The sequence below is a fragment of the Alkalihalobacillus trypoxylicola genome (assembly GCF_001590785.1).
GTDB classification, from domain to species: Bacteria; Bacillota; Bacilli; order Bacillales; family Bacillaceae_D; genus Alkalihalobacillus; species Alkalihalobacillus trypoxylicola.
Window position 1 is genome coordinate 25,158 of the sequence record NZ_LTAO01000008.1, and the last position, 21,086, is coordinate 46,243.

Below are 21,086 nucleotides of genomic sequence, written 5' to 3' on the forward strand. Positions count from 1 at the left end.
TTTAAAAATAGAGAGAAGGATGCTCTTCTCTCTATTGCTATTTTAAAATAACAAATACAAGGAAGTGTAATTCATGTTGTTTGATACTCATGTTCATTTAAATGCCGATCAATTCGAGGATGATTTGGAGGAAGTACTCCAAAAAGCAAGGTCAGCTAAGGTAAAAGAAATGGTCGTAGTCGGTTTTGATGAAAAAACGATCAAGAAGGCATTAAAATTAGTAGAAAACAATGATAACCTTTATGCTGCTGTAGGATGGCACCCTGTAGATGCGGTAGATATGACAGAAGACCATTTAACATGGTTAGAGGAGCTCTCTCAACACCCCAAGGTTGTGGCTCTTGGCGAGATGGGATTAGATTATCATTGGGATAAATCACCAAAGGATGTTCAAAAAGAAGTATTTCGTAAACAAATTCGTTTAGCTAAAAAGGTAAATTTACCGATTATCATTCATAATCGAGATGCTGACCAAGACGTTGTTGATATTCTAAAAGAAGAAGAAGCCAGTGAAGTCGGTGGTATCATGCATTGCTTTGGTGGAAGCGTGGAAATAGCGCAACAATGCTTAGATATGAACTTTTATATATCATTAGGTGGTCCTGTTACATTTAAGAATGCGAAGAGACCTAAGCAAGTAGCTAAAGAAATTCCATTAGATAAGCTTTTAATAGAAACAGACTGTCCTTACTTAGCTCCTCATCCTTATAGAGGAAAAAGGAATGAGCCTGCCTATGTCGAATTAGTAGCAAAGGAAATTGCCGATTTAAGAGGAATGACTTTCGAAGAAGTAGCTAAAACGACGAGCCAAAACGCAAAAAAGCTATTTAGATTGAACTAAATAACGAGAGAGTATTTACCTTATATTTCCTTTTATATCCTGAAAATGGATTGTTACAAATATTACATCTTGTTTACATTTTGGCAAATTGTGTAGAGGGACAGAAGCATTAAAACACAGGGTATAGGTGACTTTATGTCGTAATATGTAAATGCCTGTCCGAGGCTGATAGAATTCGCTTTTGTTCTACAAAACTATTTCAAGGCATACAGTGTCTCTGTCGATATTTTTTTATTTCGTTTGCTTGCGTTTTCATAGATAATGAACTCAATGCGGCGGAGACTAAAAAATATAAAGTTGACAAAAGAGGAGGTCAGTGTTTATAATTCGGACGTTGAGAGAGAGGAGTTTATGACATGGAAGCAAACCTGCGTAATCTTCTACCTGAATCATTTTCTGGTAAGAGATTAATCATCTCCGTCATTAGTCTCATTCTCTTCGTTGGCGTAATTATTTACGCTGTATACGAGGTGACGAAGGCCACGGTTGTTGTTAGCATAGATGGGGAAGAAGAAACGATTATCACTCATGCTAATACAATTGCTGATTTGATGATGGAGCAAGATTGGGAAGTCCAAGAACATGATTTAATTGAACCTGCCCTTGATACGAATATTGATGGAGATATGAGCATCGTTTGGAAACAAGCGAAAGAAGTAACGTTAACCATTGATGGCAAAGAAGAGCAAGTTTGGACGACTGAAGATACAATAGAACAACTTCTACAAAATTTAGATATAGCATACACAGAACACGACTTGATAGAACCATCGCTATCAACGCCGATTTCAAATAAGCAGCAAATAAACTATGAGTCTGCCTTCTTGGTAGATTTAACGAGTGACGGTGAACAACAAGAGTTTTGGACAACTTCGACGACTGTCGCTGACTTTTTAGAAAATGCAAACGTATCTTTAGGGGAGCTTGACCGAGTTGAGCCAGCACTTGAGGAAAAGTTAGATAATGAAGCACAAGTTAAGGTTGTGCGGGTAGAAAAAGTCACCGATGTGGTGGAAGAAAATGTAGCTTTCGGAACAGTAACGCAAAAGGATGACGACCTCGAAAGTGGCAAGGAGCAAGTTGTTGCTCAAGGAGAAGAAGGAAAAGTTGCAAAGCACTTTGAAGTGGTATTTGAAGATGGAGAAGAGGTTTCTCGAGAGCTGATAAAAACAGAAACTGTTAAAGAAAGCTCTGATCGAATTGTGGCTGTTGGAACAAAGCAAGAGCCTGTTCAAGTAGCCAGCAGAAGCTCAAAGCCATCTAACCAAAGCCAAAAGTCAGAACCTAAACAAACAAGCGGTCAAAATGAAAGCTCATCAAAAAGAACGCTGACAGTTACAGCAACAGCGTATACGGCAGGCTGTAACGGTTGTAGTGGTGTGACGGCAACTGGAATTAATTTAAAGGCAAATCCGAATATGAAGGTCATTGCGGTTGATCCTAATGTTATTCCTTTAGGTAGTAGAGTTGAAGTAGAGGGATACGGAACAGCGATAGCAGGAGATACCGGTGGCTCGATTAATGGTAATAAAATAGATGTTCACGTTCCTACTAAAGCGGAAGCAAACCGTTGGGGAAGGAAGCAAGTGAAGGTAACGATTTTAGATTAATGCTGATTGTAAAATAAATCCCGTTAGCTAACCTTTGGCTGACGGGTTTTTTGTTTTTGGATCGTAATGATACGACCAAGAGAAGTCTGTATGAGGATTCGCATTTTTATTTAGAGAAGTGGTAAAATAAAGAGGGGAAAGAAGAGTAGTTAATGGTTAAAGAGGAGTAAACAATGAAAATTAAAGAAGTCATTGTCGTTGAAGGTAAGGATGATACGACAGCAATAAAAAGAGCGGTGAATGCAGATACGATTGAAACGAATGGTTCTGCTCTGAACGAGATGACACTAAAAAAAATCGCACTTGCAAATGAGCGACGTGGTGTCATTATCTTTACCGATCCAGATTATCCTGGTGAAAAAATAAGAAAACAAATAAGTGCGAAAATAAATGGATGTAAGCATGCCTTTCTTCCTAAAAAAGAGGCTATTTCGAAAAATGGTGATGACCTAGGTATAGAAAATGCAACACCCGAAGCAATAAGGCTTGCTTTAGAAAATGTCAGACAGGAATATGAAGAACCAGGTGAACAAATCACCAGAAATGATTTACATACGGCGGGGTTAATCGCCGGTACAATGGCCAAAAGAAGAAGAGAGCTATTAGGTGATTATTTAGGAATAGGATATGCAAACGGAAAACAGCTATACGTAAGATTAAAAACTTTTCATATTAGCAAAGAAGAGTTTGCAAATGCATTACAGGCTGTGTATGAAGCGGAGGAGACACAATGAAGGATATTGCAACGCCAGCTAGGACGAAAGAGATACTAGCTCAATACGGATTTCAATTTAAGAAAAGCTTAGGGCAAAACTTTTTAATCGATACAAATATTCTAGACAAAATTATCGACTCTGCTCAAATTACCTCTGATACAGGCGTTATTGAAGTTGGACCAGGTATAGGAGCTTTGACTGAGCAAATTGCCAAAAAAGCTGAGAAGGTCGTTTCGTTTGAAATTGACCAACGTTTATTACCTGTTTTAGAGGATACCTTATCTCCATACCCTCATGTTCAAATTATTCACTCTGATGTGTTAAAAGCCGATTTAACAGCGACCATTCAATCAACCTTTAAACAGGACCAAGATATCATGGTAGTGGCTAACTTACCCTATTATGTAACCACTCCGATATTGATGAAGTTATTAGAGGAAAAATTGCCTATTAGGGGAATTGTGGTCATGATTCAGGCAGAGGTAGCGGAAAGAATTGCAGCAAAACCAGGGACGAAGGAATATGGTTCCTTAAGTATAGCAGCTCAGTATTTTGCAGAAGCTGAAAAAGTCATGACAGTGCCAGCTTCTGTTTTTGTTCCGAGGCCAAAAGTGGATTCAGCGGTTCTTCGTTTAACGATCCGTCCAAAGCCGCCAGTTGAAGTTAGGGATGAGGAGTATTTCTTTAAAGTGTTTCATGCAAGCTTTGCTAATCGGAGAAAAACGATTCTTAATAACTTAATTCACAACCTGGAATCTAAAGAAAAGAAAAAGGAAATCGAACAAGCCCTTGCTCAAGCTAATATCGATCCTAAAAGACGAGGTGAGACGTTGTCTCTTGAGGAATTTGCGCTCTTAAGCGATTCGTTATTAAGCTGTTTACAGCGCCACTAATCCTCACCTTTTTTCCTAATTTAAAACAGAATCACAGAAGTTCTTCTTCTCACATAGTTTATTGAGAAGAGGGAGGCGTATCGATGAAAATACAAGTAGGAGATATTGTAGCCCGTCATTCCTATCAATGTGACATGTTTTTTAGAGTCATGAAGCTTCAGGATACGATAGCAGAGCTTGCGGGGGAAGATATGCGGTTACTTGCAGATGCTCCTTTAAAGGATTTGAAGCTTGTAACAGAGCAAGAGCGAACTAGAAAAAGAGAGCAGATAAAAGAAGTGGAAGACAAATCTTATCGCCTTTTTCGTCAAGATGCCAAATTAATGAAGCAAAGAAATGAATATGAAGGCTCCGATAGCTATTCTTCAGAACCAGCTTATTTCGAAATGAGAGGGCGGGTGCTTCATCTAGATGGTGATAGCTTTTATTTAAGAAAGTGTACGGACCTCTACCAAAAATTGGGCATTCCTGTATATGGCGTTCATCTACAGGAAAAAGAAATGCCAGAACAGTTAGAATCGTTGTTAGAAATGGTTCAACCAGATATATTGGTCGTTACTGGACATGATGCTTACGTCAAATCAAAAGGTGATGAAGAAGAGGTAAGAGCATATAGACATACAAAATATTTTGCTGAGTGTGTAAGAATTGCTAGGAAATACTGCCCGCATCGGGACCAGCTCGTTATTTTTGCCGGTGCATGCCAATCTCATTTTGAAACACTCATTAAAGCAGGAGCTAATTTTGCTAGCTCTCCAGAAAGAATCAACATCCATGCTCTTGATCCAGTATATATTGTTGCAAAAGTAAGTATGACGTCTTTTATGGAGCGTGTTAGCTTATGGGACGTCATTCGTAATACGATAACAGGTGATAAAGGCTTAGGAGGCATCGAGACCTGTGGGGCCATGAGAATAGGATTGCCCTATATCGATAGAAGAAAATCAAAATGAGTCATCCTACATAAAAGTATGGATGGCTTTTTTACTTGTAAACGTATAAAAGTAAAAACCATACATAATTTTCAAATTTTAAGACAAAATAGACGAATAGAAGTCATAAATTTAAATTTTACTGCCGTTTTAAAATAAACTTATTGACAAGGTTCTAGTCCAATTGATATAATTTAAAATTTATTTGACTTTTTTTGTAGGATCGTGTAAAATAATATCTGAGTGAGGTGGGGTGTACAGATGGGAAAAACTTTAGTAGACATCAAACGAGCTTTAGATGCAAATGTCGGAAAGAGAATCACAATTAAGGCAAATGGTGGTCGTCGAAAAACGATGGAACGGTCTGGTCTTCTTGAGGAAACATATCCTTCAGTGTTCATCGTAAAATTAGATGAACAACAAAATGCGTTTGAACGTGTTTCATATAGCTATGCAGATGTATTGACGGAATCTGTTGAGCTTATGTTTTGTGAAGAAGGCGAAAGTGGAGTTATAAAAGCATAAAGTGCATCACACAATGACTTCTTGCCAAGAACAGGAAGTCATATTTTTTTTGTTTTATTTCATACTAATAATGTCGTTGTTCAACTTGTGTTTCTACAAAAAGGGGTTGTTTATCTTGTCAAGAAGAAGAGGAGTTATGTCAGATTCTTTAAAAGAAGAGATCGCGAAGGAACTTGGATTTTATGATACCGTGCAAAAAGAAGGCTGGGGCGGTATTAAGGCAAGAGATGCTGGTAATATGGTGAAAAGAGCCATTGAAATCGCTGAAGAGCAATTGAGCAACCGTAATCAATAGTAAAAAACAATGAACAACGACAAGGTTTTGAAAGAAGGCAAGAGCTAGTGAGCTCTTGCCTTTTTAATTTTTCAACTAATCATTAGTGTTTAAAAAAATAAATAAAGGGAAAGATAGATGTAACAAAAACTTATTTGGGAGTGGATAAAAATGAGTTTACAAGAGTATATTAAATCTATTAATGAAATGCTAGAAAGTGCAAAAGATGAAGTGGATGAGGAAGAACAGTCAAATTAAACCATATTACATTTTACATACTCCCTTTTTAGGGAGATTTTTTTGTTCGTTTACAAAAAAGTGAAAAGAATTTATCCTTTATGACTATACTAGATATAAATCATCATAGGTTATGAGTAATTAGGCCGAAATGATTTCTATAAATGACGGTGGTATGTTATGAGAACTAGTGATAAAATAACGTAAGCAAATGGAAACTATAGAAGGTGACAATTTTGAAGTGTTCGATCAAAGCTCCTGCAAAAATCAATTTAACATTAGATACATTAAGAAAGCGTGAGGATGGCTATCATGAAGTCGAAATGATTATGACGACGGTAGATTTAGCTGATAGATTAGACTTTACTGATCGCGAGGATGGCAAAATTGTCATTGATGTGTCTGAAGGGTTCGTTCCAAACGACCACCGTAATTTAGCTTATCAGGCTGCTGAATTAATTAAAAAGCATTGTCAGGTTAAAAGAGGGGTTTCGATTTACATAACGAAAAGAATTCCTGTCTCTGCCGGGCTTGCTGGAGGTAGTAGTGATGCTGCGGCAACTCTTAAAGGTTTAAATCAATTATGGTCATTAGGATTAAGTTTAGATGAGTTAGCGATACTGGGTGAAAAAATTGGTTCAGATGTGCCATTTTGTATTTATGGAGGCACTGCATTAGCAACAGGTCGAGGAGAAAGAATTGAAAAAATTTCTTCACCACCATCTTGTTGGGTTATTCTAGCCAAGCCGCCCATCGGTGTATCGACTGCAGATATTTATAATAAATTAAATATAAATAATATCCAACATCCAGATACAAAGGGAATGAAGAGCGCTATTGAACAAAAGGATTTTAAACAGATCTGTAAGCTTCTCCATAATACTCTAGAAAGCGTAACCCTTGATTTATATCCAGAAGTTCGACACATTAAGGAACAAATGGAGAAGTTCGGTGTAGACGGTGTGTTAATGAGTGGAAGTGGACCGACTGTGTTCGGGCTCGTAGAGAAGGAATCTCGAATGCATCGTGTGTATAATGGATTAAAAGGGTTTTGTAGTGATGTGTATGCTGTTCGATTAATAGGATGAACAACTTGCCTAAATCCGTATGTTAGTGGTATCTTATTTATAAATAATTCGGATTTTGTGGAGGGACTATGAAAAAATTAAAAAGAAGTGGAAGGTTAGTGGATATGACCTACTTTCTTTTACAACATCCACATGAGATTATTTCATTAACCCACTTTGCTGCACGTTATCAGTCGGCTAAATCCTCGATAAGTGAGGATTTAGTGATCGTGAAGGAAATTTTTGAGGATGAAGGGTATGGTTCATTATTGACCATTCCAGGAGCAAGTGGTGGAGTGAAATATATTCCTAAGGTTGGTAAAGAGGAAGCAAGCGAGCTGGTTGATTCTATTATTGAGCAATTAGCTGTATCGGATCGAATATTACCAGGTGGCTACTTATACATGATGGATGTGCTAGGGAGTCCGCGTTTTAATAAAATGGTCGGTCGGTTATTTTCTGGTGCATTAGCTGATAAACAAATTGATGCCGTTTTAACGGTTGCTACAAAGGGGATTCCTCTTGCGTACGCAGTAGCAGATTATTTAAATGTTCCTGTTAGTATTATTCGTAGAGATCATCGAGTGACAGAAGGATCGATGGTAAGTATTAATTATGTATCTGGTTCATCGAAAAGAATACAAACTATGACATTGGCCAGAAGAAGTATAGAACCTGGTTCCCGTGTGTTTATTGTCGATGATTTTATGAAAGCGGGAGGCACGATTCGAGGAATGATTGATTTACTAGCTGAGTTTGAAGCTGACTTAGTTGGGATTGGAGTGCTAGTTGAATCTGTCGAAGTCGAGGAAAAGCTAGTGGATGAGTATATTTCGATCACTCGGATATCAGAGATTAACGTCCAAGAAAAGAAATTAAAAGTAGAAGCTGGAAATGTACTAGATAAATTATAATCGATACTAAGAGGAGGAAATGTAATGAAATTGGTTTATACGAAAGATGCACCAGATGCTATAGGTCCTTATTCTCAAGCGATGATTGTAAATAATATGGTGTATAGCTCCGGTCAAATTCCGCTAACGTCAGATGGAGACCTTGTAAACGGTACTGTTGAAGAGCAAACTCATCAGGTTTTTAAAAATTTGAAGGCCGTATTAAAAGAGGCTGGTTCCTCTCTTGAAAAGGTAGTGAAAGCAACCGTATTTATTAAAAATATGGACGACTTCCCAGCTATTAACGAAGTATATGGACAATATTTCTCTGAACATAAACCAGCCCGTTCTTGTGTCGAGGTGGCTCGTTTGCCGAAGGATGTTTTAATAGAGATTGAAGTAATCGCTCTAGTAAATGAATAAAACAATATCTTAAAAATAATGAAAGGAACTTTCCTTTCATTATTTTTTTTTGGGAATTTTAGGTTGTACGTATGAAAAGGTATACAAAGTGAGAAATCTAAAAAGGTTTTTTAATATTTTCGTTTAGAAATTTCTCAAAAAGAAAGAAATTTTCTTAAATTAAAGAAGGATTTCCCAAATTTACCTCGAATTAAGTGTAATAAGATTAAACAAACTATAGGTGGTGACTAACATGCAAGTAACAGACGTGAGATTACGAAGAGTCAACACGGAAGGTAGAATGCGAGCCATTGCTTCTATTACGATTGATCATGAATTTGTGGTCCATGATATTCGTGTCATTGATGGTAATAATGGCTTATTCGTAGCTATGCCAAGTAAGCGTACTCCTGACGGGGAATTCCGTGATATTGCTCATCCAATTTCTTCTCAAACACGCGAAAAAATTCAAACTGCTGTATTGGAAGAGTATGAAAGAGTTGGGGAATTTGATGGAATTGAATATGAAGAAGCAGGTGCTTCTTAAGTCTACTAGTCTCACTTATCGTTAAGTGAGACTTCTTTTTATGCTCTAGGTGGTTCGATAAAATCGAAAACTACAACATAAATTACATGACCTTATCTAATTGAATCGTACAGAAATTCTTAGTCATTTTTTAATTATCAAAAATTGTAAATGATTATAAAATGATTCCAATCTTTGAAATTTAGATGATCTTTTCTCTTTTCAATGGAAATCTAGGTACCTTTCATCTTGAAATAGAAGCGAATTTGAGATATATTCGTAATGGAAAAAAAGGATCGTCTGGGAGGAATCTATGAGTAGTCGTTTTGCTATTATATTGGCTGCAGGCCAAGGAACACGAATGAAATCTAAGCTTTACAAGGTTCTTCATCCGGTTTGTGGAAAAGCAATGGTTCAACATGTCGTTGATCAAGTCAATCAATTAGGATTCGAAGAAAAAGTTACCGTTGTTGGACATGGTGCAGAAGATGTTCAGAAACAACTTGGGGATCAAATTTCTTATGTTGTACAGAAGGAACAATTAGGAACAGGTCATGCCGTTTTGCAAGCTGAGCCTGTATTATCAGGGAAAAGCGGGATAACAATTGTTCTTTGTGGAGATACTCCTCTTATTACAGCAGAAACGATTGAGCAATTAATTAAAACCCACGAACAAGAACAAGCGAAAGTAACAGTTTTAACGGCAGTAGCTCCTAATCCGACTGGATATGGAAGAGTAATTCGTGGTAATAAAGGGCTTGTTGAACGAATTGTTGAACAGAAAGATGCGACAAAAGAAGAACAACTCGTTAATGAAATTAATACAGGAACTTATTGTTTTGATAATGAGACTCTCTTCCAGGCATTAGCGCAGGTTGGAAATGATAATGCTCAAGGTGAATATTATTTACCAGATGTAATTGAGATTGTTCAATCTTCAGGAGGGAAGGTAGCTGCTTACCAAACAGAGTCTATGGAAGAGACGATAGGTGTTAATGACCGAGTAGCCCTTTCTGAAGCAGAAACAATTATGAAAAAGAGAATTAACGAAAAGTGGATGCGTGAGGGGGTTACGATAGTAGACCCTAACCAAACGTATATATCTAGTGATGCAAAAATTGGCCAAGATACGGTAATTTATCCAGGAACCATGATTCAAGGTGATGTGATAATAGGCGAAAATTGCATAATTGGTCCAAATAGTGAACTTAAAAACTGTCAAATCGGGAATCGATCGAATATTAAACAATCAGTGATTCATGATAGTCAAGTAGGAAACGAGGTGCAGGTTGGTCCCTTTGCCCATATTAGACCACAATCGCAACTTCATGATAAAGTAAAGGTTGGTAACTTTGTTGAAATTAAAAAAGCAAAAATAGGGTATGGAAGTAAAGCCTCCCATTTAAGTTATATTGGTGATGCTGACATCGGTGAAGATGTAAACTTTGGATGTGGGGCTATAACGGTTAATTATGATGGTCACAATAAATTTCTGACCAAGGTAGAGGACCGAGCTTTTATAGGATGTAATAGTAATTTAATTGCACCTGTAACCGTTGGAGCAGATACTCTAATTGCTGCGGGCTCAACCATTACCGATGATGTTCCAGATCGTGCGTTATCAATTGCAAGAGCTAGACAGACAAACAAAGAAGACTATCGCAAATAGAAAAAACGAAACAATTGAAAATGTGGAGGGAACGTAAACAAATGGCTAAGTATGGTGATTCAAGGTTAAAGGTATTTACATTGAATTCTAACAAGGGGCTTGCTCACGAAATCACTGAACATATCGGAGTTCCAATGGGAAAAAGTTCGGTTATGCGCTTTAGTGATGGTGAGGTTCAAATTAATATTGAAGAAAGTATTCGTGGCTGTGACGTTTATTTAATTCAATCAACTTCTGCTCCTGCAAATGAGCATATTATGGAATTGTTAATTATGATTGATGCATTAAAACGAGCATCAGCTAAAACAATTAACATTGTTATGCCTTATTACGGGTATGCACGTCAAGATAGAAAAGCCCGTGCTAGAGAGCCAATTACTTCAAAGCTAGTAGCAAATCTCCTTGAAACGGCTGGTGCTACTAGAGTGTTAACATTAGATTTACATGCCACTCAAATTCAAGGTTTCTTTGATATTCCGGTTGATCAGTTAATGGGTGTTCCTATTTTATCTGATTATTTTAAGCAAAAGAGATTAGATGATTTAGTCATTGTGTCACCGGACCATGGTGGGGTAGTTCGAGCTAGAAAGATGGCCGACCGATTAAAAGCGCCTATTGCTATTATTGATAAACGTCGTCCAAAGCCGAATGTATCTGAGGTCATGAATATTGTCGGTAATATTGAAGGAAAGACGGCTATTATTATTGATGATATTATCGATACAGCAGGAACGATTACTTTAGCAGCAAATGCTTTAATGGAGCATGGAGCAAAAGAGGTTTATGCATGCTGTACTCATCCTGTTTTATCAGGTCCAGCGATTGAACGTATTAAAAATTCGAAGATAAAAGAATTAGTTGTCACCAATTCGATTGTATTACCAGAGGAAAAAATTATCGATAAGATTACTCCTCTATCTGTCGCTCCGCTAATGGCAGAGGCGATTATTCGCGTTCACGAGCATGTATCTGTTAGTACACTATTTGATTAATTTCTAAAATAAGGTTTGAACCTTTACGTTTAGGGGAACACATAAGGTATGTAGATATGTGGAAAACTAACTTGAGGTGATAAAAGTGGCTACAGTATTGAAAGCAAATAAACGTGAAAATTTACAGAGCTCAACAACAAGAAAATTACGTAAAGATGGCTTTTTACCAGGTGTTTTATACGGTGGAAAAATTGATAGTCAGCCAATATCCGTCGAGTCAGTTGAATTTTTAAAAACGATTCGAGAAATTGGTAAGAATGGTATTTTTTCATTAGATGTAAACGGAGGAAAAAAGCATCAAGTCATGCTCTATGATTTACAAACGGACCCTCTAAAAAATGATTTCGTTCATGTTGATTTTTTTGAGGTAGATATGACCTCTGAAATTGAAGCTGAGGTAGCGGTTCAATTGACAGGTGATGCTCCGGGTTCTAACGAAGGTGGAATTGTTTCACATTTAATGTATAACATTACGGTAAATTGCTTACCTTCTGATATTCCTGAAAATATTGAAGTTGATATTTCATCGTTGAACATTGGTGATTCTATTCAAATAGCTGATATTAGAGATTCTGTATCAGTTGATATTACTAATGAGGATGAAGAAACGATTGTTGTCGTTCAAGCTCCTGCTGCAGAGGTAGAGCCAGATGAGTCTGGTGAAGCGGAGGATGCCGAGCCGGAAGTTATTAATGAAAAGAATGAAGAAGAAGATTAATTTTAAAAAAGCTTATATAGATTTAAAGAAGGTATAGTCCTATTAGGGCTATACCTTTGAGCCTGTCATGAAGGCGTTTTTTTCGATTAGACAGACTGTGACTATACTCGAAAAACGAATACATTCATGAAGCTCATCGTTAGAGTTTCAAATAATGGGGGCGGGAAACGTTGAAGTTAATTGTTGGATTAGGGAATCCAGGTAGCAAATATGAACATACGAGGCATAATATTGGCTTTGATATTATTGACTATTGCAGTGAATACTTTGATATCCCTTTAGATAAAAGTAAATTTAAAGGTGTATATGGTAGTGGCGTCGTGAACGGAGAAAAAATTTATTTACTTAAGCCACTAACCTATATGAATCTATCCGGGGAATCGGTTAGACCTCTTATGGATTATTATCAAATACCATTAGAAGATTTTGTAGTGATATATGATGATCTTGATTTGCCAGTTGGAAAAATTAGATTACGAAAAAAAGGAAGTGCTGGAGGACATAATGGCATTAAGTCATTAATTCAGCATCTAGGAACACAGGAATTCAATCGAATTCGTGTAGGAATTGATCGCCCTCAAAATGGAGAAGCCATCGTTTCCTACGTATTAGGAAACTATAGAGAGGAAGAGATCGATTCTATAGAAGATTCCGTTAAGCAATCCACAAAAGCAGTAGAAGCATGGACTAAATCAACTTTCCTTGAAGTGATGAACGCATTTAATTAGTGAATAGCTTCCTTCATATAAGAACATACTAGTAAATATATGTTTTATATAAGGGGGCTTTAAAAAAATGAGCATTTATTACCATTGCCGACATTGCCAAACCTCCCTAGGAGAGCTAGAGGGAAATCAGCATGATATGAAAGAGTTAGGTTTTCACCAATTAAGCTCACAGGAGAGACAGGATGTATTGACTTATCAAGAAAACGGTGATATACAAGTGAGAGTGATATGTGAGGATTGTCACGAAGCATTAACAAGAAATCCAAACTACTATGAACTGGATTTATTCATTCAATAATGAAAATATGTAAGGGTATTTAAAGAAATATACCGTATTTTTCGTTCTTTAGAATAAATCGGCTTTGGCTAAGTGAGCCAAAGCATTTTTCTGTTACTGATTACTTTAATGTATCTCATTTTAATTAGTGAATGAAAATGGAATAAACCAGGCTTTGTTCGAGTAGGTTTATGTAACATAGAATTGTTGACTGTCTTACTGGTTACTAGAGTATAAACTTTACATATAAAATTCATAAATGTTCGATATTAGGAATGAAAAGTGTTGAAAGCAGGGGGAAAAGAATGATAGGATTGCAAAATTATATTCGAAACAACGAGGAGATTAGAGCACTCGTAAATGGAATAGATTCTAACTTAAATGAGCAATTGCTTTCCGGATTAACAGGATCTGCTCGTACACTAGTTATGGCAACGATCTATCGTGAATCTAAGCGCTCTCAATTAGTTGTAACCCACAATTTATTTCAAGCTCAAAAGCTCCATGAAGATTTAATAGATTTGTTATCAGAGGATGAGGTATTACTCTACCCGGTTAATGAATTAATTTCCTCGGAAATTGCCATTGCAAGCCCTGAAATGAAGGCACAACGGATAGATGTGCTTAATAAGCTGATTTCTGGGTTTAGCGGCATCGTCATTGTTCCATTGGCTGGTGTGAGAAGGCTTTTGCCACCATCATCCTATTGGAAAAATAGTCAAATTCATCTTCAGGTTGAAAAAGATATAGGAAGTATTGAGAGTTTACTTAAAAAGTTAATTTCAATGGGATTTGAGAGAGTAGATATGGTTAGTACACCTGGAGAAGTAAGTGTTCGAGGTGGCATTATTGATCTCTATCCTTTGACTGAAGCGGATCCTGTTCGGATTGAATTGTTTGATACAGAGATTGATTCTATTCGAACCTTTTCAATTGAAGACCAGCGTTCAAAAGAAGAGCTAAAAAAGATGACGATCACACCTGCCTCGGAAATTTTACTCTATAGTGATGATTACAAAAGAGGTAGTGAGACGCTCTCACAATCATTGGCTCAATCATTAAAAAAAGTCAAAAGCACGGAAATTAAAGAAAAGCTAAATAGAAACATTTCATATGAAATCGGTCAGTTAAAAAATGAAACTGAATTTCAGGGAATGTATAAATACATGGGTCTCTATTATGAAGGTGTTCATTCCATCATTTCGTATATGAATCAGGATACGATTATCTTTATTGATGAAATTAGCCGTGTTAAGGAAATGTCTGAATCTTTACAAAAGGAAGAGGCGCAGTGGAGCACTGCTTTAATCGAGCAGGGTGAAATTGTTCATGACGTAACGTTATCTGTCGATGCATTAGAAGAAATGAAGCAAACTTCATACCCTATTAATTATTTGTCTCTTTTTATTAAGCATGTGCCTTCAACAAATCCACAAAATATTATTAATTTTAATTGTAAGTCGATGCAAAATTTCCACGGACAGCTGGAGCTACTAAGTTCAGAACTCAAACGCTGGAAAAGTTCTGACCACGCCATTGTTTTTATAGCGGGGACAAAGGAACGAGCTAATCGATTATCACTTAACCTAGAGGATGAAGGTATTGTAGCGAGTATTGTGGAAGCAAGAACTGAATTGACTAAGGGTTCTGTCCATATTATGACAGGCTCTCTTCATAGTGGATTTGAACTCCCTCTTCAAAAGCTAATCGTAATTACAGAAGAAGAGGTTTTTACAAAGCAATCTAAAAGGGCGCCTAGAAGACAAAAATTATCTAACGCAGAACGAATTAAAAGTCATTCAGAGCTAAAAGTTGGGGATTTAATAGTTCATACCAATCATGGAATTGGTAAATATTTAGGTGTAGAAACACTAGAATTCAACGGTGTTCATAAGGATTATTTACATTTACGCTATGCGGGTAATGACAAGCTTTATGTTCCTGTGGAGCAAATTGACCAAGTACAAAAATATGCAGGTTCTGAGGAAAAGGAGCCCAAAATATATGCACTTGGTGGAAGTGATTGGAAAAAGGTAAAGAAAAAGGTTCAATCCTCCGTCGAAGATATAGCAGATGATTTAATTAAGCTATATGCTGAAAGAGAAGCTAGTAAAGGCTTTGCATTTAGTAGTGATGGACCTGAGCAAGCTGAGTTTGAATCTTCCTTCCAGTATCAAGAAACCGAGGACCAATTAAGAGCTGTCGATGAAATTAAAGAGGATATGGAAAAAGAAAGGCCAATGGATCGTTTATTATGTGGCGATGTTGGCTATGGAAAAACGGAGGTTGCCATTCGTGCTGCTTTTAAGTCTATTAATGATGGAAAGCAAGTTGCGATATTGGTGCCTACGACAATTCTAGCTCAGCAGCATTATGAAACCATTAAAGAGCGTTTTTCAGAATATCCTATTAATATAGGAGTACTTAGTCGTTTTCGCTCTAAAAAAGAGCAAACACAGACACTAAAGGGATTAAAGGCAGGGTCGGTTGATTTAGTTGTTGGTACACATAGATTACTTTCAAAAGATGTTGTATTTAAAGATTTAGGGTTATTAATTGTCGATGAAGAACAGCGATTTGGTGTAACACATAAAGAGAAAATTAAGAAATTAAAGGCTAATATTGATGTGCTAACTTTAACAGCAACTCCTATTCCAAGAACTTTGCACATGTCGATGTTAGGTGTTCGAGATTTGTCTGTTATTGAAACGCCACCAGAAAATCGCTTCCCGGTTCAAACTTATGTAGTGGAATATAATGCAGCGCTTGTTCGTGAAGCCATTGAGAGAGAGCTTACACGGGGAGGTCAAGTATACTTCCTCTATAACCGTGTCGAAGATATAGAAAGAATGTCTGAGCAAATCTCTATGCTCGTTCCTGATGCAAAAGTAAGCTTTGCCCATGGACAAATGAATGAAAGAGAGCTCGAAGGAATTATTCTCGATTTCCTTGAAGGAAATAGTGATGTTCTTGTAACAACAACGATTATTGAAACCGGTGTTGATATTCCTAATGTGAATACGTTAATTATCCATAGTGCGGACAAGATGGGACTATCTCAGCTCTATCAAATTCGTGGACGAGTTGGACGCTCTAATCGAGTTGCCTATGCGTATTTTACGTATCAAAGAGATAAGGTCTTATCTGAGGTAGCTGAAAAAAGACTACAGGCGATTAAAGAATTTACGGAATTAGGGTCAGGATTTAAAATTGCGATGAGAGATTTATCCATTCGTGGAGCTGGTAACCTATTGGGAGCACAGCAGCATGGATTTATTGAATCTGTCGGCTTTGATTTATATTCACAAATGTTAAAAGAAGCAATAGAAGAAAGAAAAGGGGATGTACCAAAAGAGAAACCATTTCATGTTGAGTTAGATGTGAAAATAGATGCATATATCCCTGAAGCCTATATTAAAGATTCGAAACAAAAGATTGAAATGTATAAGCGTGTAAAAGGAATCGAAGAGGTTAAGGAGCTTCAGGATTTAAGTGATGAGATGATCGATCGTTTTGGAACGTACCCTCATAATGTAGATTATTTATTACGATTAACCAAAATTAAGCTTTTAGCAAATGAATTGAAGGTCGACCAGATTATTGAGGATAAAAATGGAATTAGTCTATTCTTATCAAAGGATACGACGAATGCTGTCGATGGTTCGAAGCTCTTTGAGATTATAAATAAGTTAGGCAGAGAAGTTTCTCTTGGCAAAACGGGCGAAAAGGTGAAGTTTGCGATCAAAACAAAAGCGTTAAATGATGAGCAAATCTTGACCTATATTGAAACGATCATACAAGGAGTAAAAAAATCCTTACTAACGAAATAAAAGGCTCTCACTTTTTAATGAAGTAGCACCATATAGAAAAATTTTAGCAAAATAAGAAAACAAATTCTATTTTTGGTGAATAGTTCTTCTTTTAGGAAAGATAATAAAGTCATGAACTGAAATTTTCACCATTTTTCTAGGCAGCTAGGATTACTACATCTTTAGAAAGTGAGGCAATACTGCATGAAAGCTACAGGAATAGTACGTCGTATTGATGATTTAGGACGAGTCGTAATACCAAAAGAAATTCGTCGCACATTAAGGATTAGAGAAGGAGATCCTTTAGAGATATTTGTAGACAGAGATGGAGAGGTTATTTTAAAGAAGTACTCACCTATATCTGAACTCGGCGACTTTGCAAAAGAATATGCAGAAGCGCTTTATGATAGTTTAAAGCATCATGTATTGATTGCAGACCGTGATACGTTTATTGCCGTTGCAGGAGCATCTAAAAAAGAATATAGCAATAAAAGTGTTGGTGAAATAGTAGAAAAGGCTTTGGAAGAGCGTCAGTCGAAATTGGAGACAAGTAGTGGTGAATACCAACTTGTGGGTGAGCATACAGAATCTTTAAAAGGGTATGTGGTTGCACCTATTATAGCAAGCGGAGATCCAATTGGAGCTGTGGTTATCTTCAATAAAGAGCAATCTTTAAATGGAGCAGTGGAACAAAAGTTAGCTGAAACAGCAGCAAGCTTCTTAGCTCGTCAAATGGAGCAATAATAACATAATGTGCAAAAACACAGAGGATATTTTCTGTGTTTTTTCTTTTGAATGGCTTTTGGCTTGCAAATGATTGATAGTCCTTTTCTCTAAGGCTTTGATAATTTAATACTTTTCGGTATGATTAAAAAAGGGAGCTAAGAAGAGGAGGAAGAATGTTTGCCACCACAAATTCATAAAGGGGACGAGCTACTGCGTGGAGCTTTCATCTTATCACTTGCTGCTATTGTAGCAAAGGTAATGAGTGCGGCATATCGTATCCCTTATCAAAATATAGCTGGTGACTTAGGTTTTTATGTTTATCAGCAAATTTATCCATTTTATGGATTAATGGTCACTCTCTCTATATTTGGGTTTCCAGTCGTTTTATCTAGAAATATTGCACAGTACGAAGCAAAGAATGAACGGAAGAAAGCACAGGCTTATTCATCCGTTGTATTTTATACGCTTCTCCTTCTTTCTATTTTTGCTACGGTTCTATTTTATTTAGGTGCTCCTTTCATTGCTAAAATCATAGGTGATGTCCAATTGACCGAGCCATTAAGAGCCGTTGGACTTTCCTATTTGCTCATTCCGTTTTTAAGTATTTTTAGAGGAGTGCACCAAGGACAGCAAAATATGCTTCCTACAGCTATTTCACAAGTTATTGAACAATTTATTAGGGTTCTAGCGATATTACTTTTAGCCTTTCTTTTTTTATCATGGGGCTACGGACCATATGGTGCAGGTATAGGTGCAGCCTATGGGTCGATTGCAGGTGGAGTCGTTGCAATTATTGTTTTATTTTTTTCGAAAAAAACCGGTTGGAAATCCTGGTTGCGTATCCATGCGACTATTTATACTGGGATGTTCAAGGATATGTTTCAGTTTTTAAGTCAAAGTTTATATATTTGTATAGGGGCTATGACTTTTATCTTTTTTCAATTAATCGATGTGTTTTCAATGGTTCGTTTATTAGAGCTATATGGACTTGCTAGTGTAGAAGCATTTTATCAAAAAGCGCTTTATGACAGAGGACAGCCTTTGCTTCAACTAGGAACCATTGTCACGACCACTTTTTCTTTAGCATTAGTTCCGTTATTAACGAGTGCAAAAGCCAATGGACATTTTAAAGAAATGTTTTTTTATCGTCATTTAACCTTAAAGCTTACCATTTTAATTGGTGGTGCGGCGACAGTTGGTTTAATTGTCATTATGGAGCCGCTTAATAGTATGCTATTCAGTGATCGAATGGGATCAAGTATCTTAAAGGTTTTTGTATTATCGATATTTGTTAGTGCTATCTATATGACGAGTGCGTCGATTTTACAGGGGAAGGGTCTCATTCATTTACCAGCTATCGCCGTTGTAATGGGGCTTATCCTCAAAAGTTTATTTAATGTCCTTTTTGTTCCTTTAAGCGGCGCAATGGGTGCAGCTATTGCGACGGTTTTAGCGTTTACAGTCATGGCATGCAGTATGTTATATTTTCTAAGAAAAGATGAGAAAGGCGCTCGGACGCCCTTTAAGCCTTATGGATTTATGGCTATAATCTTAATCCTATTATTTGTATTCACTTCTTTATGGATGAATTTTGTTGAACGCTTTCTGGAATACTCGAGAATGTCAGATATGTTATTATCGATTAGTACAGTATTTTTCGGTGTTATTATTGTCCTTTTATTGATAAGGGTTTTGCCAGTGTTTGATGAAGATGAATGGAAGGTTATTCCTATTTTAAAGAAATGGAAAAGAGTTAAGTAGTAGGGAGATGAAAGAAGTTGAAAAAAATATACATAGTAGGATTAGGGGCAGGTAATCTTGAGCAAATGCCTCTGGGTATTTATCGTTTTTTAAAAGGAAAAGATGAGATTTATGTTCGAACCGATGATCACCCGGCCATTACATCATTAAAGGAAGAAGGTTTACGTGTTCATTCATTTGATTCTATCTATATAAAGCATGAGCAGTTTACACAAGTGTATGAAGAGATTGTTACTTCGTTATTGGAGCTAGTAAAACAAAAGAATGAGTTAATTTACGCCGTTCCTGGACACCCATTTGTAGCAGAAAGAACGATTCAATTACTTGAACAGCAAGCAGTAGCCCATAATGTAGAATTAGAGTATCTTGGCGGTCAAAGCTTTTTAGACCCCATGTATAACGCATTAAGAATTGATCCAATAGAAGGGCTACAAATAGTAGATGGAACGGATTTAAAGCAAGATGCTTGGATATTAACTCACCACACTATTATTGTACAAGTTTATGATGCTTTCATTGCATCGGAAGTAAAGCTCACTTTAATGGAGCGACTGCCCGATGATTATCCTGTGACAATAGCAACTGCGGTTGGTTCTAAAGAAGAGGTACTAGAGACGGTTCCGCTCTATGAATTAGACCGTGTAACGAATTTGAATAATTTAACGGCGGTTTATGTTCCTCCTGTTAAAAGCGATATACTCCTGCATGCAGAGTTTGATCAGCTACGAAAAGTGATTGCGCAGTTAAGAGGTCCAAACGGATGCCCTTGGGACCAAAAGCAAACACATCAATCTTTGAAGAAGTATTTGATTGAAGAGGCATATGAGGTTCTTGAAGCGATTGATGAAGAGGATGACGTGCATCTAATAGAAGAGCTAGGAGATATCTTACTGCAGGTTATGCTGCACGCACAAATTGGTGAGGACGAGGGGATTTTTACCATTAGAGATGTGATTGAATCGATTACTGATAAGATGATTAGAAGGCACCCTCATGTTTTTGCTGATATAAAGGTAGAAAATGAAGAAGAGGTCGTAAAGAATTGGGAAAAAATCAAAAGCTCTGAAAAGGCAGAAGAAAAACAAAGCGATTCTATTTTTGCCAAGAAGCCTAAAGGGCTACCGGCTTTGCAGAGGACAATAGAAATTCAAAATAAAGCAGCCAAGGTTGGGTTTGATTGGGGAGAGCCTGCACCAGTTTGGATGAAGCTACAAGAGGAAATCGGCGAGTTTTTAACGGAGGCAAAAAAGTCTAATCAACAAAAAATGAATAAAGAATTTGGTGATTTGTTATTTGTTGCCATCAATCTTGCTCGACATTATGATATAGACCCAGAAAAAGTACTTCATATGGCAAACGAGAAATTTATGAATCGATTTCAGGAGATTGAATTAGCTGCAAAGCATTCAGGTAAAGAATTAACGGAAATGACACTAACTGAAATGGATCAACTATGGGAAGAAAGCAAAACAAAATATGAATAGAAGGTG

The 21,086-nt window shown here is 36.9% G+C and carries 20 protein-coding genes; all 20 read left to right on the forward strand.

Going from position 1 to position 21,086, the window contains the following annotated elements; genetic code table 11:
- Positions 1-73 precede the first annotated feature (73 nt).
- Complete coding sequence (locus tag AZF04_RS05925) at positions 74-841, forward strand: TatD family hydrolase (RefSeq protein WP_045487728.1); 768 nt, start codon at positions 74-76, stop codon at positions 839-841.
- Positions 842-1,197: 356 nt separating this feature from the next.
- Complete coding sequence (locus AZF04_RS05930; RefSeq protein WP_061947967.1) at positions 1,198-2,451, forward strand: G5 and 3D domain-containing protein; 1,254 nt, start codon at positions 1,198-1,200, stop codon at positions 2,449-2,451.
- A gap of 173 nt (positions 2,452-2,624) precedes the next feature.
- Positions 2,625-3,185: a ribonuclease M5 gene (rnmV, locus tag AZF04_RS05935; protein ID WP_061947968.1), complete on the forward strand. Its 561-nt coding sequence runs from the start codon at positions 2,625-2,627 to the stop codon at positions 3,183-3,185.
- Complete coding sequence (gene rsmA / locus AZF04_RS05940) at positions 3,182-4,060, forward strand: 16S rRNA (adenine(1518)-N(6)/adenine(1519)-N(6))-dimethyltransferase RsmA (protein ID WP_061947969.1); 879 nt, start codon at positions 3,182-3,184, stop codon at positions 4,058-4,060. The genes rnmV and rsmA overlap by 4 nt, the downstream gene beginning before the upstream one ends.
- Positions 4,061-4,143: 83 nt before the next feature.
- Positions 4,144-5,013, forward strand: a complete 870-nt coding sequence (gene yabG / locus AZF04_RS05945) for a sporulation peptidase YabG (RefSeq protein WP_045487718.1) — start codon at positions 4,144-4,146, stop codon at positions 5,011-5,013.
- A gap of 240 nt (positions 5,014-5,253) precedes the next feature.
- Positions 5,254-5,517: a biofilm formation stimulator Veg gene (veg, locus tag AZF04_RS05950; RefSeq protein ID WP_045487715.1), complete on the forward strand. Its 264-nt coding sequence runs from the start codon at positions 5,254-5,256 to the stop codon at positions 5,515-5,517.
- Positions 5,518-5,632: 115 nt separating this feature from the next.
- Positions 5,633-5,812: a small, acid-soluble spore protein, alpha/beta type gene (locus tag AZF04_RS05955; RefSeq protein ID WP_061947970.1), complete on the forward strand. Its 180-nt coding sequence runs from the start codon at positions 5,633-5,635 to the stop codon at positions 5,810-5,812.
- A 452-nt stretch (positions 5,813-6,264) separates the two neighbouring features.
- The gene (ispE, locus tag AZF04_RS05960) at positions 6,265-7,116 is read left to right on the forward strand and encodes a 4-(cytidine 5'-diphospho)-2-C-methyl-D-erythritol kinase (RefSeq protein WP_061947971.1); all 852 of its coding nucleotides are present in this window, start codon (positions 6,265-6,267) and stop codon (positions 7,114-7,116) included.
- 68 nt (positions 7,117-7,184) lie between these two features.
- Positions 7,185-8,009, forward strand: a complete 825-nt coding sequence (purR, locus tag AZF04_RS05965; RefSeq protein WP_061947972.1) for a pur operon repressor — start codon at positions 7,185-7,187, stop codon at positions 8,007-8,009.
- 24 nt (positions 8,010-8,033) lie between these two features.
- Positions 8,034-8,411 carry a RidA family protein gene (locus AZF04_RS05970; protein WP_061947973.1) on the forward strand — a complete coding sequence of 126 codons (378 nt, stop codon included), beginning with the start codon at positions 8,034-8,036 and terminating at the stop codon, positions 8,409-8,411.
- A 232-nt stretch (positions 8,412-8,643) separates the two neighbouring features.
- Complete coding sequence (spoVG, locus tag AZF04_RS05975) at positions 8,644-8,937, forward strand: septation regulator SpoVG (protein WP_045487693.1); 294 nt, start codon at positions 8,644-8,646, stop codon at positions 8,935-8,937.
- A gap of 292 nt (positions 8,938-9,229) precedes the next feature.
- Positions 9,230-10,585, forward strand: a complete 1,356-nt coding sequence (gene glmU / locus AZF04_RS05980; RefSeq protein WP_061947974.1) for a bifunctional UDP-N-acetylglucosamine diphosphorylase/glucosamine-1-phosphate N-acetyltransferase GlmU — start codon at positions 9,230-9,232, stop codon at positions 10,583-10,585.
- 41 nt (positions 10,586-10,626) lie between these two features.
- On the forward strand, positions 10,627-11,577 hold the full coding sequence (locus tag AZF04_RS05985) for a ribose-phosphate diphosphokinase (protein ID WP_061947975.1): 951 nt from the start codon (positions 10,627-10,629) through the stop codon (positions 11,575-11,577).
- 85 nt (positions 11,578-11,662) lie between these two features.
- Positions 11,663-12,295 carry a 50S ribosomal protein L25/general stress protein Ctc gene (locus AZF04_RS05990; protein ID WP_061947976.1) on the forward strand — a complete coding sequence of 211 codons (633 nt, stop codon included), beginning with the start codon at positions 11,663-11,665 and terminating at the stop codon, positions 12,293-12,295.
- A gap of 170 nt (positions 12,296-12,465) precedes the next feature.
- Positions 12,466-13,023, forward strand: coding sequence for an aminoacyl-tRNA hydrolase (gene pth, locus AZF04_RS05995; protein ID WP_061947977.1), 558 nt, complete (start codon positions 12,466-12,468; stop codon positions 13,021-13,023).
- Between the two features lie 67 nt (positions 13,024-13,090).
- Positions 13,091-13,321 (forward strand): anti-sigma-F factor Fin family protein, encoded by a 231-nt coding sequence (locus AZF04_RS06000; RefSeq protein ID WP_061947978.1) that lies wholly within the window; start codon positions 13,091-13,093, stop codon positions 13,319-13,321.
- Between the two features lie 284 nt (positions 13,322-13,605).
- Complete coding sequence (gene mfd, locus AZF04_RS06005; RefSeq protein WP_061947979.1) at positions 13,606-17,130, forward strand: transcription-repair coupling factor; 3,525 nt, start codon at positions 13,606-13,608, stop codon at positions 17,128-17,130.
- 183 nt (positions 17,131-17,313) lie between these two features.
- Positions 17,314-17,853, forward strand: coding sequence for a stage V sporulation protein T (gene spoVT / locus AZF04_RS06010; protein WP_061947980.1), 540 nt, complete (start codon positions 17,314-17,316; stop codon positions 17,851-17,853).
- A gap of 159 nt (positions 17,854-18,012) precedes the next feature.
- Entirely contained in the window at positions 18,013-19,596 is a 1,584-nt protein-coding gene (locus AZF04_RS06015; RefSeq protein WP_061947981.1) for a putative polysaccharide biosynthesis protein, read from the forward strand.
- Between the two features lie 17 nt (positions 19,597-19,613).
- Positions 19,614-21,080, forward strand: a complete 1,467-nt coding sequence (gene yabN / locus AZF04_RS06020; RefSeq protein ID WP_061947982.1) for a bifunctional methyltransferase/pyrophosphohydrolase YabN — start codon at positions 19,614-19,616, stop codon at positions 21,078-21,080.
- Positions 21,081-21,086: the final 6 nt, after the last annotated feature.